The following is a 13,722-nucleotide window of genomic DNA, read 5'->3' on the forward strand; positions in this document are numbered from 1 at the left end:
GATTTTCGATAGTTCACCATCGAAAATCAATGGATAATGAGTCAAGCCAGGGCAGGCTCCGCCCACCGCTCGAGGCACGGATTCCCTACGCCAGCTCGATGAGCTCCTGGTACTCGCGGCTCCAGTGGTCTTCAGTGCCGTCGGGCATGATGAGCACCCGCTCGGGGTTCAGGGCCTCGACCGCGCCCGGGTCGTGCGAGACGAGCACGACCGAGCCCTCGTAGTGCGCGAGCGCGTCGAGGATCTCGGCGCGGCTCGCGGGGTCGAGGTTGTTCGTCGGCTCGTCGAGGAGCAGCACGTTCGCGCCCGACACGACGATCATCGCGAGCGCGAGACGGGTCTTCTCGCCGCCCGAGAGCACGCCCGCGGGCTTGTGCACGTCGTCGCCGGTGAAGAGGAACGAGCCGAGCACCTTGCGCGCCTCGGTCTCGGTGAGGTTCGGCGACGAGCTCACCATGTTCTCGAGCACCGAGCGCTTGACGTCGATCGTCTCGTGCTCCTGCGCGTAGTAGCCGACGCGGAGGCCGTGGCCGGCCTCGACGATGCCGGTGTCGGGCGCGTCGACGCCCGCGAGGATGCGCAGCAACGTCGTCTTGCCCGCACCGTTCAGGCCGATGATGACGACCTTCGAACCGCGGTCGATCGCGAGGTCGACCGCGGTGAAGATCTCGAGCGAGCCGTAGCTCTTCGACAGGTCGCTCGCCGTGATGGGCGTGCGACCGCACGGCGCCGGGGTCGGGAAGCGGAGCTTCGCGACGCGGTCGACGGCGCGCACCTCCTCGAGGCCCGCGAGCAGCTTCTCGGCGCGCGCGACCATCTGGTGGGCGGCGGCGGCCTTCGACGCCTTCGCGCCGAACTTCGCGGCCTGCAACTGCAGCACGCCCGCCTTCTTCTCGGCGTTGGCGCGCTCCTTCTTGCGGCGCTCCTCGTCGGCGGCGCGCTGGCGCTGGTAGTGCTTCCAGCCCATGTTGTAGATGTCGATGATCGAGCGATTCGCGTCGAGGTAGAAGACGCGGTTGACGACCTCCTCGACGAGCACGACGTCGTGCGAGATCACGATGACGCCGCCCTTGTAATTCTTCAGGAACTCGCGGAGCCAGACGACCGAGTCGGCGTCGAGGTGGTTCGTCGGCTCGTCGAGGATCATCGTGTCGGCGTCGGAGAACAGGATGCGCGCGAGCTCGATGCGCCGGCGCTGACCGCCCGAGAGCGTCTTCAGCGGCTGGTCGAGGATGCGATCGGGCAGGTTCAGGTTCGAGGCGATCGAGGCGGCCTCGGCCTCGGCGGCGTAGCCGCCGAGTGCGTTGAAGCGGTCGGTGAGGTTGCCGTACTTCTTCATGGCCTTCTCGGCGACGACCGGGTCGTCGCTGCCCATGCTCATGGACGCCTCGTGCATGCCGAGCACGAGCGAGCCGAGGCCGCGCGCGTCGAGGATGCGCGTACGCGCGAGCATCTCGGGGTCGCCGGAGCGCGGGTCCTGCGGGAGGTACCCGATCTCGCCGGTGCGATCGATCTTGCCGTCGGTGGGCAGGGTCTCGCCGGCGAGGGTCTTCGTGAGCGTGGTCTTGCCCGCGCCGTTGCGGCCGACGAGGCCGATCTTGTCGCCGTCGGAGACGCGGAAGTTCACGTGCTCCATGAGGAGGCGCGCACCGACGCGGATCTCGAGATCGTGGACGGCGAGCACGGCAGGGCCTCCTGGGCGTTGATGGGGAATCGGTGCCGAACGGCACAGCCGCCCAGTCTATCGTTCGCGGGGCGGCGTCAAGTCGATGTCGCCGGTGCCCGGCAGAATCGCAGCATGACGACGGATGCCTCGAGCGCCCCCTCCATCGGCACGCTGCGGGCCGCACGGCTCCGCGCGCAGGGGCTCGCAGGCGGCTTCGCCTCGCCCGCCGCGGCGCTCGAGCGGCTCGTGTGCGTGCAGGCGCAAGACCTGGCCGCCGCGAAGTGGGTGATCGGCGCGCGAGTCCCCGGGTCGAGCGAGGCCGGCATCGAGTCGGCCATCGACGACCGCTCGCTGCTGCGATCCTGGCCGATGCGCGGCACCCTGCACTTCGTCGAGCCGTCGATGCTGCGGCCGATCCTCCGCCTGACCGCCGCGCGGCTCATGCAGCGCGCGTCGAAGATCCATCTCGACGAGGGCATCGACGACGCGGTGCACGCGGCCGCGCGTGCGGTCGCGATCCACGAGCTCGAGGGCGGGCGCTCGGCGTCCCGCGACGAACTCCAGGCGGCGTGGGCGGCCGCCGGCATCCCGATCGAGGGCCAGCGCGGGTACCACCTGATCTGGCGCCTCGCGATCGAGGGCCTGCTCTGCTGCGGCCCGGTCGACACGCGGGCCCGGCAGCGCTTCGTGCTGCTCGACGAATGGTCGCCCGCCGGTTCGAGCGAGCCGGGCGACGCCGACGAGACCCTCGCCCTGCTCTTCACCGGCTACGCGCGCGGCCACGGGCCGGTCTCTGCGCGCGACTTCGCCTGGTGGACGGGGCTGACCCTCACCCAGGCCCGGCTCGCGGTCTCGGCCGCGGGCGATGCCGTGGTCGCGGTGGGCGACGAGCGATTCGTCGCGGCCGACGCCGACCGGGAGTCGACCTCGGTCTCGCCGGGTCGGCACGTGCTCGCGCCGTTCGACGAGTACTTCCTCGGCTACGGCGATCGCACGGCCTTCTGCTCCCCCGCCGACGCCGTGCGCGTCGTGCCGGGCAAGAACGGGCTCTTCCTGCCGATCCTCGTCGCCGACGGCGAGGTCGTCGGCACCTGGCGCCGCGCGCCCGAGCGGCGCGGCGCGACGGCGATCGAGCTCGCCCCGTTCAGCGGGTCGGTCGACGCCGACGAGTTCGCTCCCGCATTCGAACGGTGGGCACGGTTCTGGTCGACGACCCTCGGCGACGTCACGGTGCGCCAGGACTGAGCGCTCGCGGCGCCGCCGGGGATCGCCCCGGACCGCAGCGGATACGACGAACGGGCCGGATGCACATGGCATCCGGCCCGTCGTCGTGATCGCGCGAGCGATTACTGCTCGAGCTGCGCCTGCAGTTCGAGGGTGATGGTGACCTGCTCGCCGAGCAGCACGCCGCCGGTCTCGAGGGCCGCGTTGTAGTGCAGGCCGAAGTCCTCGCGGTTGATGACGGTCTTGGCCGTCGCGCCGCCCTTGTAGTTGCCGTAGGGGTCGCCGCCGAAGCCGCCGAAGTCGAAGTCGAAGGTCACGGGCTTCGTGACGCCGTGCATGGTCAGCTCGCCGTCGACCTTGAAGTCGCCCTTCTCGACGCGGACGCCGGTCGAGACGAAGTCGATCGTCGGGTACGTCTCGGCCTCGAAGAAGTCGCCGGTGCGCAGGTGCGCGTCGCGGGTGGGCTCGTTCGTGGTCACCGAGGCGACCTCGGCCGACGCGGTGACGGTCGAGTCGAGCGGGTTCTCTGCGGTGACGAAGGTGGCGTTGAAGCGCTCGAACTTGCCCTTGACCTTGCTGATCATGAGGTGGCGCACGGAGAAGGCGACCTCGCTGTGGGCGGGGTCGATCGTCCAGGTGCCTGCACGGTAGCCGGGGATCTCGATCGTCGAGGCGGTGGTCGTCATGCTGCGGTTGCTCCCAAGTGTTCGGTACTGAGCCGGTCGGCTCATACGGGGGTCAACGCGCACCCCGCCAAGTTATATTCCCACGCATGGAAATTTCTTGGTGGGCTCCGCTCACGCGAGCGAACGACGAAGCGTGAGCACGTGCCGCACCGCCTCGTCGAGCCGCTCCTCCGAGATGCGTCCCGAGTCGACGGCGGCCGTGATCGACGCCACGAGTCCGTCGACGGAGATGCCGAACTGCGAGGGGTCGGCGGGAAGGACGTACAGCAGCAGGTCGGCGCCCGCGGCCACCGCGCGCACGGCGTTCTCGCCCGGATCGGCGTACTCGGCGAGCCCGTTGTGCTGGAGCATGAGCATGTCGTCGGTGATGACGACCCCGTCGAAGCCGAGCTCCTCGCGGAGGATCCGGTGCCATTCGGGCGAGAGCGAGGCCGGTGCGGCATCGACGGCGGGGTAGGCGAGGTGGCCGGTCATCACGAGCTCGGCGCCGGCGTCGATGCCCGCCGCGAACGGCAGTGCCGGACCGGCCCGCCACTCGGCGAGGCTCGAGGGCGCGGTCGGAATGCTCGTGTGCGAGTCGCCCGGCGCCCCACCATGACCGGGGAAGTGCTTGAGCGTGCTCGCCACCGTGCCCCGCTCCCCCGCGACGGCGGCGGCGACCCGCTCGGCGGCCCCCGCCGGATCGATCCCGAGCACCCGGCCCGAGATGAACGAGCCGGGGTCGCTCGTGACATCCGCGATGACGCCGAAGTTCACGTTCGCGCCGCCGGCGGCCACGCTCGCGGCGCGGGCGGCGAACGCCTCCCGGGTCGCAGCGGGCGGTGCGTCCCGCAGGGTCGCCGCGCTCGCGGCGGCATCCCAGTCGAGTCGCGAGACCTCGCCGCCCTCCTGATCGACGCCGATGAGCGGCGGCAGCTCGGGGTCGGCGACGAGCGCGGCGGTCAGCGCGGCGAGCGACGGCGCGTCGCCCGAGACGTTGTCGCCCATGAGGATCACACCCGAGGCTCCCGCGTCGATGAGCGCGCGGGAGGGGGCGGGATCGGTACCCGGGGCATGCAGCATCAGCATGGTCGCGGCCTTCTGCTGCGTGCTGAGGCCCGCCATCCGCTCATCGACCCAGGCGGCCAGCGGATCGATCGGCGTCGGCGTCGGGGTCGGAGTCCGCGTCGCCGAAGGTGTCGCCGGGGCCGCCGGAGCAGCCGTCGGCCCCGCGCCCGCGCACCCCGCGAGCGTCATCACGGAGACCGCGACGAGGAGGGGGGCCAGCAGCCGGGACGAACGCACGCGCCGAGTGTACGCTGCGTGTCCGAGCGACCGCCGAGAGGAACCGTGGGTAGACTCGCGGCCTCGAGGGGGTGAGCCGATGCGCCGAGAACGCCCGATCGTGAGCGCCTCGATCCTGCTCGCCCTCGTCATGGCGGTCACCGCGATCGCCGCTCCGGCAGGAGACGAGGAGTACCCGAGCTGGAGCGAGGTCGAGGCCGCGAAGCAGAGCGTCGCCGCGCGCGAGGCCGAGTCGTCGCGCATCACCGCGCTGGTCGACCGACTCGAGGGCGAGGCTGCCGTCCTCGGCGACGCCGCGGTCGAAGCCGCCGCGGTCGCGGCCGCCGCCGAGGACGCACGCCGCGAAGCGGCCGATCGCGCGAGCACGCTCCGGGGATCGGCCGAGTCGGCCGCGCAGACGGCACGCCGGACGCAGGCCGAGTTCGGTCGGCTCACCGGCGTGCTCGCGCGCACGGGCGGTGCGGATGTCACGCTCCGCCTGCTTCTCACGGGCGGAGAGCAGGACGCGGCCGACCTCCTCGACGCACTCTCGCGCAGCGCGCGACTCGCGGACGTCTACGCGGGGGTCGCGGCGGGTGCGGAGGCGGCCCGCTCCGAATACCGGTCGATCAGCGCCCAGGCCGACGTCGCCGAACAGGAGCGGTCCCGGCTCGCCGAGGAGGCCGACCGCGCCTCGGCCGCCGCGGAGGACGCGCACCTCGCCGCGGAGGCGCGGCTCACCGAACAGCGCACGGCGCTCGACACGCTCTACGCACAGCTCGCGAGCCTGCGCGATCGCACAGTGGAGCTCGAACGGCGCTACCGGGTGGGCGAGCAGGCCCGGCTCGAAGCCGAGGCCCGCGAACGGGCGGCCGCCGAAGCCGCGGAGAACGATTCGGGAGGGTCGGGCGGTTCCGGCGGCGACTCGAGCGCTCCCCCGCCGGGCGTCGTCGTCGACCCCGCCGCGGCGAAGGCGTACGCCGCCCGTGCGGTGGGCCGCTACGGCTGGGGCTCGAGCCAGTACGAGTGCCTCGTGCTGCTCTGGACGCGCGAGTCGAGCTGGCGCGCCGACGCCTACAACGCCTCGAGCGGCGCCTACGGAATCCCGCAGTCGCTGCCGGGCAGCAAGATGGCCTCGGCCGGTGCCGATTGGCGCACGAACGCCGCCACCCAGATCGACTGGGGGCTCTCGTACATCAGCGACCGCTACGGGGCGCCGTGCGGTGCGTGGGCGCACTCCGAGCAGTACAACTGGTATTGATGACCGGCGCAGACACCGACCCCGATCGCTTCCGCCGCCACGCGGCCGATGGCATCCTCCTCCTCGGCGGAGGTGCCGCAATCCTGCTGCAGCTCGCCGACCCGCGGGTCGCGCGCGGCGTCGCCCGCCACAGCGACTTCGCCGGCCGGCCGCTCGAACGGCTCTTCGGCACGCTCGACTACGTCTACGCGGTCGGCTTCGGCGACGAGTCGGTCCGGCGCTCCGCCATCCGGCGGGTGAATGCCCGCCACGCACCCGTCCGCGGTGAGGCAGCCGACCCGGGCGGGTCCGGCGAGCCGCGCACGCCCGGATACTCGGCGTTCGACGCCGACGCGCAGCGATGGGTCGCCTCGACCATCCTCGCGACCGCGATCACGCTCGAGGAGCGCCTCTGGGGCCAGCTCGACGTACGCGACGCCGACGCGATCGTGCGCGGATACGCCCCGCTCGGCACGAGCCTCCAGGCCGGCCGCGAGGGATGGCCCGAGAGTCGCGCCGACTTCGACGCATGGTGGCACGCGCGTCTCTCCGAGGCATCCGTCGGTGATGACGCCCGCCGGATCGCACGCACGCTGCTCGGCGGGTCGGCGGCGCTGCCGCCGGGCAGCCGACTCGTCCTTCCGCTCGTCCGCCTGGTCACCGCGGCGCTCCTGCCCGCGCCGATCCGCGCAGCCTACGGTTTCCGGTGGACCACCCGGGCGCAGCGCGTGAGCGCAGCCTGGCTGCGGGGCATCGCCCTCGTTTGGCCGCTGCTCCCGGCCGCGGTCCGCCACGCCCCGATGCGCGCATCGCTCCGACGCATGGCACGTGCGAACCGGTACGCTGAGCGTGAAGCACAAGGACGACGATGACCCCGCAAGCAGCGCAACGCAACGAACCACTCGACAGCATCGACCGCCGAATCGTGGCCGAGCTGAGCCGCGACGGCCGGCTGTCGGTGCGCACCCTCGCCGACCGAGTCCACATCTCGCGCACGGCGGCCCACAACCGGCTGCAGCAGCTGCAGCAGCGCGGCGTCATCACCGGGTTCGGCGCCCAGATCGACCGGCGCTCGATCGGGCTCCACATCTCCGCGCTCGTCGTGGTGCGCATCGGCGAGGTCTCCTGGGAGGAGATCGCGGCGAAGCTCGCCACGCTCCCCTTCGTCGAGAAGGTGCAGGCGGTCTCGGGCGACATCGACATCATCCTCACCGTGAGCGCGCCCGATCACGAGCAGCTGAGCCAGGCGATCCTCCGCGACATCCACGACATGCCCGGCGTCGTGTCGACCAGGTCGCACCTCATCCTCGAAGAGATCGAGGGCCACCCGCCCGCGCAGACCCTGGACATCTGGCGCACCTGACCACCCTGAAGGTGGACGAATGGCAACGGTTTCACGCTTCGTGAGCCGTTCGTTCACGCTTGGATGACACGCCCGACCGCAAGGGTCGAGTATGTCGCACCATGGCTGCATGAGCCTCAATGTCGAGCACGCCCTGACCCGCACCCTTCCATCGGAGAAGCCCCTCCGGCTCCTCGACAACGCGGGTCACGCCGTCACCGGTCACGCGACCGGCGGCTTCTCGCTGCCCGACACCGACACGCTCCTCGGGCTCTATCGCAAGATGGTCGTCGCCCGCCGTTTCGACGTGCAGGTCACCGCGCTCACCAAGCAGGGCCGCCTCGCGACCTACCCCTCGGCCTACGGCCAGGAGGCATGCGAGATCGGCGCCGTCGCCTCGCTCGATCGCAGTGACTGGCTCTTCCCGACCTACCGCGACAGCATCGCCCTGCTCACGCGCGGCATCGCCCCCGCCGACATCCTGCAGTCCTTCCGCGGCGACTGGCACAACGGCTACGACCAGCACGAGTTCCGCACGGCCGCTCAGGCGACCCCGCTCGCCACGCAGGCGCTGCACGCCGTCGGCCTCGCCCACGCCGCCCGGCTGCGTCACGACCCGATCGTCGCCATGACCTTCCTCGGCGACGGCGCCACGAGCGAGGGCGACGCCCACGAGGCGTTCAACTTCGCCGCCGTCTGGCAGACGCCCACCGTCTTCATCGTGCAGAACAACCAGTTCGCGATCAGCGTGCCGCTCGAGAAGCAGACCCGCGCCGCGACCCTCGCCGACAAGGCCGTCGGCTACGGCATGCCGGGCTTCCACGTCGACGGCAACGACGTCGCGGCGATGTACGCGATCACGCACGCCGCCGTCGAGCGCGCGCGTGCGGGCGGCGGGCCGACGCTCATCGAAGGCGTGACCTATCGCATCGAGCCGCACACGAACTCCGACGACCCGAGCCGCTACCGGGCGGCGCGCGACGTCGAGCACTGGAAGCGGCGCGACCCGATCGAGCGACTCGAGAAGTACCTCGTCTCCGAGGGGGCGCTCACCGAGACCCTCCGCGCCGAGATCACCGACGAGGCCGAAGAGCTCGCCGCGGCGACCCGCGAGGTCATGACCGCCGAGGCCGAGCTCGATCCGCTCGAGCTGTTCGACCACGTCTACGCCCGCCCCCGTGCCGCGCTCGCCGAGCAGCGCGCCGCGCTCGCCGCCGAGCTCGCCGCCGGCGCCCACCAGGAGGACCCCCGATGACCGCCACCGCGACGAAGGACACCCGCCCCGAGGCATCCGCACCGACGCAGCTCACGATGGCGGGCGCGCTGAACGCCGCACTGCGCGACGCGATGGCCGCCGACGACCGCGTGATCGTCTACGGCGAGGACGTCGGGCCGCTCGGCGGCGTGTTCCGCATCACCGACGGCCTCCAGGCCGAGTTCGGCGACGAGCGCATCTGGGACTCCCCCCTCGCCGAGTCGGGCATCATCGGCACGGCCATCGGCATGGCGATGTACGGCATGCGCCCCGTCGTCGAGATGCAGTTCGACGCGTTCAGCTACCCCGCGTTCGAGCAGATGGTGTCGCACGTCGCGAAGATGCGCAACCGCACCAAGGGTCGCGTCACGCTGCCGATGGTCGTGCGCATCCCCTGCGCGGGTGCGATCGGCGGCGTCGAGCACCACTCCGACTCCTCCGAGTCGTACTGGGCGTCGACGCCCGGGCTCACGGTCGTGATGCCCTCGAACCCGGCCGACGCGTACTCGATGCTGCGCGAGGCGATCGAGAGCGACGACCCCGTCGTCTTCATGGAGCCGAAGAGCCGGTATTGGTCGAAGGCCCCGATCGCGCTGCCGGTGACGACCGCGCCGATGGACCGCGCAGAGGTCGTGCGCACCGGCACCGACGTCACGCTGCTCGCCTACGGACCGACGGTGCGCACCGCGCTCGAGGCCGCCGAGGCGGCCGAGCACGAGGGCCTCTCGATCGAAGTCGTCGACCTGCGCACGCTGTCGCCCTTCGACGACGAGACGGTCGGCGCCTCGGTGCGCAAGACCTCGCGCGCCGCCGTCATCCACGAGGCCGCGCAGTTCGGCGGCTACGGCGCCGAGGTCGCCGCGCGCGTGACCGAGCGCAACTTCCACCACCTCGCGGCGCCGGTGCTGCGCATCGCCGGCTTCGACATCCCCTACCCCTCGCCGAAGCTCGAGGAGCACCAGCTGCCCACGCCCGACCGCATCCTCGCGGCGCTCGACACCTGGGAGTGGGACGCATGAGTCGCGAGTTCATCCTGCCCGACCTCGGCGAAGGCCTCACCGAGGCCGAGATCGTCGCGTGGCTCGTCGCGCCGGGCGACGAGGTCGCCATCGACCAGCCGGTCGTCGAACTCGAGTCGGCGAAGTCGGTCGTGCAGCTCCCGACCCCGTTCGCGGGCGTCGTCGAGTCGCTCGGCGGGGAGGTCGGCGAGACGCTGCACGCGGGCACCGTGCTCATGACGCTCGGTTCCGACGTCGCAGCGGCAGCGTCCTCGAACACGGATGCCTCGGCGCCTGAGCCGGCCGCAGCTCCGGCTCCTGCCGGGGCCGCGCCGGCGGCTTCGCCCGTAGCCGCCGAGCCGGGTGTCGCCGCGCCGACGGAGGTCGCGACCGAGGAGTCGGGCGCAGTCCTCATCGGCTACGGCACCCGTGCCACGACGGTGACGAAGCGCGCGGCCACCGCGCCGGCGAGATTCGGTCGCCGCCGCACGGGTGCTGCGACGGGCTCCGGCCCGGGCGCCGGCACGAGCAGTGGCGGCGTCGCCGCGCCCTCGCGCCTCGACAGCGCACGCCGCTCCCCGGTGGTCTCGCCGATCGTGCGGCGGCTCGCACGGCAGCACGGCTTCGACGCCTCGCAGCTCGACGGCTCGGGCCCCGACCACCTCGTCATGCGTCGCGACGTCGAGGCGTTCATCGGCGAGCAGCAGGCGGTGTCGGAGGCGACGCCGCAGGCCGTCGTCGAGGCATCCGCGCCGTCGACGCCGGTGCCCGCGGCCGTCGCCGCGCCCGCCTCCGGTGACGAACGGATCCCACTCGACCGCATCGGTCGCGCCGCCGCGGCGCACTTCTCGCGCTCGCGCCGCGAGATCCCCGAGGCGACCGTCTGGATGGACGTCGACGCAACGGCCCTCGTCGCCGCCCGCAAGCAGCTGCACGCGGCGACCGGCGAACGCTTCGGCACGACCGCCCTCGTCGCCCGGTTCGTCGTCGCGGGACTGCGTAAGCACCCGCGCCTCAACTCGAGCTTCGACGCCGAGCGCGACGAGGTCGTGCTGCACGGCGCGGTCAACCTCGGACTCGCAGCGCAGACGCCGCGCGGCCTCATGGTGCCCGTCGTGCACGGCGCCGAGCAGATGAGCCTGCGCGGGCTGCGCGACGCGATCGGAACCCAGACCGAGGCCGCCGCGACCGGGGTGTTCGCACCCGCGGCGCTCTCGGGCGGCACCTTCACGCTGAACAACTACGGCACGCTGGGCGTCGACGGCTCCGCCGCGATCATCAACCACCCCGAGGCGGCGATGCTCGGCATCGGGCGCCTCGTCGAGCGCCCCTGGGTCGTCGACGGCGCCCTCGCGGTGCGCACGGTCACCGAGCTCACGCTGTCGTTCGACCACCGCGTGTGCGACGGCGCCGAGGCCGCGGCGTTCCTCACCTTCGTCGCGGGATGCATCGAACAGCCGCTGTCACTGCTCGCCGAGCTCTGATCCCGAACCGCGAACGGCCTCACCCCATCCGGGGCGAGGCCGTTCGCGTGTTCGCGCTCACCGCGCTCGGCCGTGCCGTTCAGTGCACGCCCCGCGCGGTGCCGCGATCAGAAGAACTCGTCGGGCGTGCCGGCGGCCCGTTCGACGTCGCGGGTGTCGACCCCGGCCGCGCGGAGCTTGGCCACCGAGACCCGGAGCCCCGACTCCATCTGCGCCGCCCAGGCGTCGGACTCGCGCGCGCTCGTCTCGGCCGCACGCGCCCGCGCCTCCGACGACTCGGCGGAATCGCGGGCGTCGCGCACCTGGCGCAGCGCGAGCGAGATGCCGTAGTACGCGGCGACCATCGTGGCGATCGGTGCGGCGATGATCGCGAGCGCGCTGATCGCGGCGCCGGTCGGGCTGAACGCGATGAGCAGCGCGAAGGCGAGGAAGAGCGCCACGATCGCCGCGAGGACGACGAGCATGAACCGCAGGTCGCGGCTCCACGGGCGCCCCTCGCCCGCGGTCGCGGGGGGTGCTGCGGTCGCGTCATCGGCCGACAGCGGCGGCGGCGCGAAGTCGGGCACCGTGGGCTGGTCGTCGTGGCTCGGACGGGCGTACGCGTCGGACATCGGGTCTCCGCTCCCCTGCAATCGGATAGACCCCCCAATTGTGGGCCGCCCCGGACGAGCGGTCAAGGAACCGCGCCGGGCCGGTGCGGATGCCTCAGGCGGCGCGCCGCTCCGAGATGCCGCGCTCGATCGTCGCGATGATCTCGGGGGCGTCGGGCTCGGTCGTCGGCCGGAAGCGGACCACTTCGCCGTCGGGCTGGATCACGAACTTCTCGAAGTTCCACTTCACCCGGCCGGCCTTGCCGCGGGCATCCTCGACCTTCGTGAGCACCTCGTAGAGCGGGTGACGATTGCGCCCGTTGACCTTGGTCTTCTCCATCAGCGGGAAGCTCACGCCGTACGTCATCGAGCAGAACTCCTTGATGTCGGAGGCCTCGCCCGGCTCCTGGCCGGCGAACTGGTTGCACGGGAAGCCGAGCACCGTGAAGCCGCGGTCGCCGTACTCGCGCTGCAACTCCTCGAGCTTCGTGTACTGCGGGGTGAGCCCGCACTTCGACGCGACGTTCACGACCATCACCACCTCGTCGGCGTAGTCGGCGAGGGTGACGGCGTCGCCGTCGATGGTCGTCAGGGGGATGTCTCGGAGTTCCACCCTCAGAGCCTACGACGCCGAACGGCGATGTGGGCGGCCGCCGATACGATCGTCGATCGATGATGGGCATGAATCACGCGATCAGCGGCGCCGCCGCCTGGGTCGCGGTCACCGGCGCCGTTCCCCTGCTCGCCACCGGGGTGTATCCGCTCGACCCGGTCGGCGTGGTCGCCGGCGCGACCGTCTGCGCGGGCGCAGCACTGCTGCCCGACGCCGACCATCACAGCGCGACGATCTCGCGCTCGGTGCCGATCCTCGGCCCGCTCACGGCGCGCACGATCGGCGCCATTTCGGGCGGGCACCGCCACGGCGCGCACTCCCCCGTCGCGGTGCTGCTCGTGGCGGCGGCCGCCTGGGCATTGGCCGCGCTGGCCGTGCCCGTCGACCCGATCGGTCGCTTCGACCCCGGCACGGTCGCGATCGGTGCCGGCATCGGCACCGCGGCACTCACCGCCTTCGCCGTGAAGGCGCGAGACCTCGTCGAGTCGTGGCTCACCGCCTGGCTCGCCGGCATCGCACTCGGGCTCTTCATCGTGGTCATCGCGCCCGAGCAGGTCGCCTGGTTCCCGCTCGCGGTGACGCTCGGCTTCGTCGCCCATCTCGCCGGCGACGCGCTCACCACGGGCGGCCTGCCCGGCCTCCTGTGGCCGTGGGTCCCGCGTCCGCCCGAGATCGTGGGCGACATCCCCGTGCTGAACCGCCTGTGGCTGCCGAACGGCTACCTCGCGCTGCCGTTGCTCGGTGACACCGGTTCGTGGCGCGAGAAGGCCTTCGGAGGGCTGCTCACCCTGTACTGCACGCTGGGCCTCGGGTACGAGCTGCTGCGCCTCGTCGGGGCCGATCAGCTGCTGTCGCAGCTGAACCCATGACCGGCGATCGCGGTCTCAGTCGTGGCGAAGCGGGTCGGGATCGTCGGCTCGATTCCAGGCGATCTCGATGAGCCGGCGGAGCACGTCGAGGTCGAGGTCGTCGAGCTTCTTGGCGTAGAGGCAGCCTGCGCCCTCCGTGTACGTGCCGAGCTCCGGCAGGAGCTCGGCGCTCTCGGGCAGGTCCTTGAGCCCGTACAAGGTCAGCTGCGCCTTCCGGGGCGAGAACCCGGCCTTGGGCCAGTCACCGCGCGTGCGCGGGTTCGCCGGCGAGATGTACCGGTAGCTGCCGTAGCCGACCATCGACGGCCCCCACATCACGGGGTCGGTGCCGGTGACCTCGCGGAAGATCTCGGCGAGCCGGCGACCCTCCTCGACCCGGCGACTGGGCGTCGCCGCAGCGAGGAACTCATCCACGCTCGCATCCGTCGGCAGCGTCTTCTGGGTGCTCATGCACTCAACCTACGCCCGGTGCGCCGCCGAGCGCACGGCCCC

General features: G+C 72.0%; 14 protein-coding genes. 8 read left to right on the plus strand and 6 right to left on the minus strand.

Annotation, left to right across the window (positions count from 1 at the left end; genetic code table 11):
• Positions 1-85: 85 nt before the first annotated feature.
• A complete protein-coding gene (locus ACFVAJ_RS14525) occupies positions 86-1,684 on the minus strand; it encodes an ABC-F family ATP-binding cassette domain-containing protein (RefSeq protein ID WP_376945268.1) in 1,599 nt (532 codons plus the stop codon).
• Positions 1,685-1,798: 114 nt separating this feature from the next.
• Here ACFVAJ_RS14525 and ACFVAJ_RS14530 point away from each other — a divergent pair, with 114 nt between their 5' ends.
• Entirely contained in the window at positions 1,799-2,911 is a 1,113-nt protein-coding gene (locus ACFVAJ_RS14530) for a winged helix DNA-binding domain-containing protein (RefSeq protein WP_376945270.1), read from the plus strand.
• A gap of 101 nt (positions 2,912-3,012) precedes the next feature.
• Here ACFVAJ_RS14530 and ACFVAJ_RS14535 read toward each other — a convergent pair whose 3' ends face one another.
• Together ACFVAJ_RS14535 and ACFVAJ_RS14540 are read right to left on the minus strand one after the other, a co-directional pair.
• Positions 3,013-3,576: a YceI family protein gene (locus ACFVAJ_RS14535; RefSeq protein ID WP_376945272.1), complete on the minus strand. Its 564-nt coding sequence runs from the start codon at positions 3,574-3,576 to the stop codon at positions 3,013-3,015.
• 111 nt (positions 3,577-3,687) lie between these two features.
• Positions 3,688-4,860 (minus strand): glycoside hydrolase family 3 N-terminal domain-containing protein, encoded by a 1,173-nt coding sequence (locus ACFVAJ_RS14540; protein WP_376945274.1) that lies wholly within the window; start codon positions 4,858-4,860, stop codon positions 3,688-3,690.
• 79 nt (positions 4,861-4,939) lie between these two features.
• Here ACFVAJ_RS14540 and ACFVAJ_RS14545 point away from each other — a divergent pair, with 79 nt between their 5' ends.
• The 6 genes from ACFVAJ_RS14545 to ACFVAJ_RS14570 all read left to right on the plus strand — a co-directional run bounded on the left by ACFVAJ_RS14545 (position 4,940) and on the right by ACFVAJ_RS14570 (position 11,158).
• The gene (locus tag ACFVAJ_RS14545) at positions 4,940-6,100 is read left to right on the plus strand and encodes a hypothetical protein (RefSeq protein WP_376945276.1); all 1,161 of its coding nucleotides are present in this window, start codon (positions 4,940-4,942) and stop codon (positions 6,098-6,100) included.
• Positions 6,100-6,951, plus strand: coding sequence for an oxygenase MpaB family protein (locus ACFVAJ_RS14550; RefSeq protein WP_376945278.1), 852 nt, complete (start codon positions 6,100-6,102; stop codon positions 6,949-6,951). The genes ACFVAJ_RS14545 and ACFVAJ_RS14550 overlap by 1 nt, the downstream gene beginning before the upstream one ends.
• Positions 6,948-7,442 (plus strand): Lrp/AsnC family transcriptional regulator, encoded by a 495-nt coding sequence (locus ACFVAJ_RS14555; protein WP_376945280.1) that lies wholly within the window; start codon positions 6,948-6,950, stop codon positions 7,440-7,442. Before ACFVAJ_RS14550 ends, ACFVAJ_RS14555 begins: the two co-directional genes overlap by 4 nt.
• Before the next feature lie 109 nt (positions 7,443-7,551).
• Positions 7,552-8,676 (plus strand): pyruvate dehydrogenase (acetyl-transferring) E1 component subunit alpha, encoded by a 1,125-nt coding sequence (pdhA, locus tag ACFVAJ_RS14560; protein ID WP_376945282.1) that lies wholly within the window; start codon positions 7,552-7,554, stop codon positions 8,674-8,676.
• Positions 8,673-9,695, plus strand: coding sequence for an alpha-ketoacid dehydrogenase subunit beta (locus tag ACFVAJ_RS14565; protein ID WP_376945284.1), 1,023 nt, complete (start codon positions 8,673-8,675; stop codon positions 9,693-9,695). The genes pdhA and ACFVAJ_RS14565 overlap by 4 nt, the downstream gene beginning before the upstream one ends.
• Entirely contained in the window at positions 9,692-11,158 is a 1,467-nt protein-coding gene (locus tag ACFVAJ_RS14570; protein WP_376945286.1) for a dihydrolipoamide acetyltransferase family protein, read from the plus strand. Before ACFVAJ_RS14565 ends, ACFVAJ_RS14570 begins: the two co-directional genes overlap by 4 nt.
• A 107-nt stretch (positions 11,159-11,265) precedes the next feature.
• Here ACFVAJ_RS14570 and ACFVAJ_RS14575 read toward each other — a convergent pair whose 3' ends face one another.
• On the minus strand, positions 11,266-11,769 hold the full coding sequence (locus ACFVAJ_RS14575) for a hypothetical protein (RefSeq protein WP_376945288.1): 504 nt from the start codon (positions 11,767-11,769) through the stop codon (positions 11,266-11,268).
• 94 nt (positions 11,770-11,863) lie between these two features.
• Complete coding sequence (locus tag ACFVAJ_RS14580; RefSeq protein ID WP_376945290.1) at positions 11,864-12,361, minus strand: glutathione peroxidase; 498 nt, start codon at positions 12,359-12,361, stop codon at positions 11,864-11,866.
• 68 nt (positions 12,362-12,429) lie between these two features.
• Between ACFVAJ_RS14580 and ACFVAJ_RS14585 the strand changes: the two genes are divergently transcribed.
• Positions 12,430-13,230: a metal-dependent hydrolase gene (locus ACFVAJ_RS14585; RefSeq protein WP_376945292.1), complete on the plus strand. Its 801-nt coding sequence runs from the start codon at positions 12,430-12,432 to the stop codon at positions 13,228-13,230.
• Positions 13,231-13,245: 15 nt separating this feature from the next.
• On the opposite strand, the gene ACFVAJ_RS14590 is transcribed toward ACFVAJ_RS14585, so the two are convergent.
• Positions 13,246-13,680 (minus strand): DUF1801 domain-containing protein, encoded by a 435-nt coding sequence (locus ACFVAJ_RS14590; protein WP_376945294.1) that lies wholly within the window; start codon positions 13,678-13,680, stop codon positions 13,246-13,248.
• Positions 13,681-13,722: the final 42 nt, after the last annotated feature.

It is taken from the genome of Agromyces sp. NPDC057679 (genome assembly GCF_042799635.1).
GTDB lineage: Bacteria > Actinomycetota > Actinomycetes > Actinomycetales > Microbacteriaceae > Agromyces.